General features: G+C 72.6%; 4 protein-coding genes. 1 reads left to right on the forward strand and 3 read right to left on the reverse strand.

Annotated elements, in window-relative coordinates:
* Positions 1–658 (forward strand): ABC transporter ATP-binding protein (locus AC2W7J_RS16690; protein ID WP_485983781.1); only part of this gene is annotated, 658 nt, incomplete at its 5' end.
* A 19-nt stretch (positions 659–677) separates the two neighbouring features.
* On the opposite strand, the gene AC2W7J_RS16695 is transcribed toward AC2W7J_RS16690, so the two are convergent.
* From AC2W7J_RS16695 to AC2W7J_RS16705, 3 genes are all read right to left on the reverse strand, one after another.
* Positions 678–2,423 (reverse strand): VanW family protein, encoded by a 1,746-nt coding sequence (locus tag AC2W7J_RS16695; protein ID WP_485983783.1) that lies wholly within the window; start codon positions 2,421–2,423, stop codon positions 678–680.
* Positions 2,424–2,427: 4 nt separating this feature from the next.
* Positions 2,428–2,880, reverse strand: a complete 453-nt coding sequence (locus AC2W7J_RS16700; protein ID WP_485983785.1) for a flavin reductase family protein — start codon at positions 2,878–2,880, stop codon at positions 2,428–2,430.
* A 32-nt stretch (positions 2,881–2,912) separates the two neighbouring features.
* Positions 2,913–3,505 (reverse strand): PIG-L deacetylase family protein (locus AC2W7J_RS16705; protein ID WP_485983787.1); only part of this gene is annotated, 593 nt, incomplete at its 5' end.

Below are 3,505 nucleotides of genomic sequence, written 5' to 3' on the forward strand. Positions count from 1 at the left end.
CGCGAGCCGCCGGCCCGACCAGCTCTCCGGCGGCCAGCAGCAGCGCGTGGCCCTGGCACGCGCGCTCGCCCTCTCCCCCGCCGTCGTCCTGCTCGACGAGCCCTTCTCGTCCCTCGACACGGCGCTGCGGGCGAGCACCCGTGAGGCCGTCGCCGCCGCCCTCGCCGAGACCGCGGCGACGACGATCCTCGTCACCCACGACCAGCAGGAGGCGCTCTCCTTCGCCGACCAGGTCGCGATCATGCGCGGAGGCAGCTTCAGCCAGGTCGGCACGCCGCACGAGATCTACGAGACGCCGGTCGACGCGCGCGAGGCGGCCTTCCTCGGCGACGTCGTGCGTCTGCCCGGGCGGGCCGGCTCCGAGGGCATCACCTGCGCCCTCGGGCTCCTCACCCCGCGTGCCGACGTCGCGCCCGGCGACGTCGAGGTCGTCCTGCGCCCGGAGGACCTCTCGCTCACCGACTCCCCCGGTTGCCCGCACGGCACGGTCCAGCGCATCACCTACCACGGGGCCCACGCCCTCGTGCAGGTCGCCCTGGGCGACGGCATGCTCGTCGCCGTCCGCGTCACCGGCCGCCGCGCCCCCGCGCCCGGCGAGCAGGTCCCGGTGAGCGTCGACGGCCCGGTGCTGGCCTACCCGGGCTCCGCACTCGGCTGACCCCGCTCGGGTGGCTCCGTCAGGGGTTGGTGCAGGTGACGTCGTCCTGGGGGATGTAGGTCGTCGTGAAGCTCGACGACTTCACGGTGCGCCCGCCCTTGATGAAGGTGCGGGTGATGTCGACGGAGAAGCCGGGCGCGGGCGACTGGGGCACGCAGCCCTTCTTGTTGTCGGTGATCTTCTTGGGCTGCACGAGGTTGCGACGGGCGCTCTTGTTCGCCTCGACCTTGTCGTAGGCCTTGCGCCCGTCGAAGCTCACCGTCACCTCGTCGCCGTTGACCGAGGCGTTGATGAGGATGCCGGCGCCGGTGTCGTTGGTGAAGCGGTTGTCGACGTCGGGCCAGGAGATCGTCGCCTCGCGGCCCTCGGGGTAGCGCGAGATGTAGAAGGAGTGCGGGTGGAACTCCTCGATTTTCGCCCCCGAGAAGAAGACCGCGTTGAAGAGGGTCGTCGACAGCTGCGAGATGCCGCCGCCGTAGTCCTCCGTGAGGCGGCCGGCGTTGATGACGCCCGCCTTCTGGTAGCCCTTGGCCGCGGTGCGCGGACCGAGCAGACCGTTGAGCGAGAAGGTCTCCCCGGGCGCCACGTAGGCGCCGTTGAGCTGGCGAGCGGCGATCTTGATGTTGTTGGTGCGCACCGGGTTGTCCGGCAGATAGGTCGTGAAGGTGGAGATCTGCTCCTTGGGCAGGGTGCGCCGCGCCTCCATCGTCGTGAAGTCGGGCTTCGTCTGCTTCGACGTCGCCGCCACGGTGCGCTGCGCACCGGACTTCTTCATCGCCTCGGCGACCTTGGCGCCCAGTCCGGTGGAGTCCAGCTCGAGACCGGTGCTCGAGGGTGAGACGGAGAAGCTGCGCCCGTTGCGCGTCACGACCGCGTCCTGCGCCGCGCGGAAGCGACCCGAGCCCCGGCCGGCGGCGGCCGCCATCTCCTGGAGCTTCGCCTCGTCGACCTTCGCCGAGAGCTTGCCCTGCGAGTCCTGGACGGACACGGCGGCGGCGAGCTGCTCGGCCGTGACCTCGAAGGAGATGTTCTTCGCGGCGCCGGACCCCTTGGGATCGGTCGTCGTGACCTTCACCGGCGCGGAGACGAGCGGCGTGAGGTCGTCCTTGGCGAAGCGGTCGATCTCCGCCTGGCTGAGCTTCGGCTTCGGCGCGGTGGTCGGCACCTCGAAGCTGCGCTCGCTCGGCCACCCGTCGGCGATCGCCGCGACGGCCTTGTCCCGCTCCAGCGCCAGACCGGGCTTCGAGGAGGTCTTGACGACCTTGGCCCCGTCGAGGGAGACCTTGCCCTCGGTCGGCTTCTTGTCCATGCCGTCGGTGGCCTCGTCCACGGCCGCCGCGAGCGCGTCGTCGTCGACCTGCACCTCGACCTCGCGCTCGACGCCGCCGCGCACGTGGTTGACGAGGTCGACGGGGTTGAGGCTGAAGCCGGTCAGGCCGGCGACGGAGGCTTCGTAGTCGTAGGACAGGCCGGCCTCGGCCGGGGTGAGCTCCACGCTCTTGCCGGCGACGTCGAGGGTGACCGGCTCGGCCTCCTCGTCCGCGAGCTGCTCCTCGAGCGTGCTCTGGGCCTCGGCGGGCGTCTTGCCGCCGACGGCGACGCCGCCCACGCGGGTGTTGGCCGGCACCTTGTCTCCGAAGTACATCGCCGCGGCGACGTAGAGCGCCGCGATGACGAGCAGCACGAAGGCGCCGGCGATCCAGCCGCGCCCCCGGCGGGGCCGGTCGACGAGCTCGTCGTCGCTCCAGCGGTCGTCGTGGGTCATGCGGTCACCTCGTGCTCGTGTACTGGCTGCGGTAGTAGATCAGTGGGTCGTCGCGCCGGGCGTCGGCCCGGCTCGTCACGACCTCGCCGACGACGATCGTGTGGTCGCCGGCGTCGTGCAGGGCGCTCGTGCGGCACTCGAGGGTGCCCAGGGCGTCGTCCAGGAGGGCGACGCCGAGCTCGCCGCGGTGGTGCGGCACGCGCGAGAGCTGTCCCTGCAGCGGCCGACCACCGGTGCTCAGCCAGCTGGCCGCCGGTCGAGCCGCGCTCGGGAGGATCGAGATCCCCCACACGCCGGATTGTGTCACGGCCTCGTGCCAGCCGGTGTCCTTGACGACGCAGACGAGGACGAGCGGCGGGTCGAGCGAGACCGACGTGACCGAGTTGGCGGTCATCGCGTGGTCGTGCCCGTCGGCAACCGTCGTCACGACGGTCACCCCGGTCGCGAAGTGGGCCATGGTGTGCCGCAGGGTCGTCGGCGACAGCCCGGTCATCGGCGGGCCACGAGCGGCGGGCGCTCCCCCACGACGACGGCCGGCACGGGCTGCCCGGTCGTCAGGTCGAGCCGGGCGAAGCCCTCCCGCCCCGGCAGCCGCGCCGCGATGTCGTTGGACAGGGCATAGGTGCGCGAGGGCCCGAGCGTCACCTGGGTGCGGTGGTGCCGCAGCGCGGCCTCCTGCCGGTCCACGGCGACCTCGTCGACGATCGCGTGGGTCACGACCGCGTCGTCCACGACCGAAGGGGGCAGCTCCCCCGTCGGCTGCGTCCAGCCGTGCTGGGCCGGCGCGTGCAGCGTGGCGAGGACCTCGCGGTCCTCCAGGGCCCACGAGCGCGGGGTGAAGACGCCGAAGAGCGCCGGGCGGCTGCCCTCGGGCCGGGCGGCCACGGCCGCCCGGGTCACCTCGTGGGTGCGGATGTGGTCGGGGTGGGCATAGCCACCGTGGGCGTCATAGGTGACGACGACGTCGGGGTCGATCTCGTCGATGACCGCGCCGACGGCGGCGACCGCCTCGTCGGTGTCGGAGCGCACCCACGCGCGCGGGTCGTGCGCGCTCGGCGTGCCGGCCATGCCGGAGTCGCGCC

Source organism: Janibacter sp. CFPM2_SD2, from assembly GCF_057364645.1.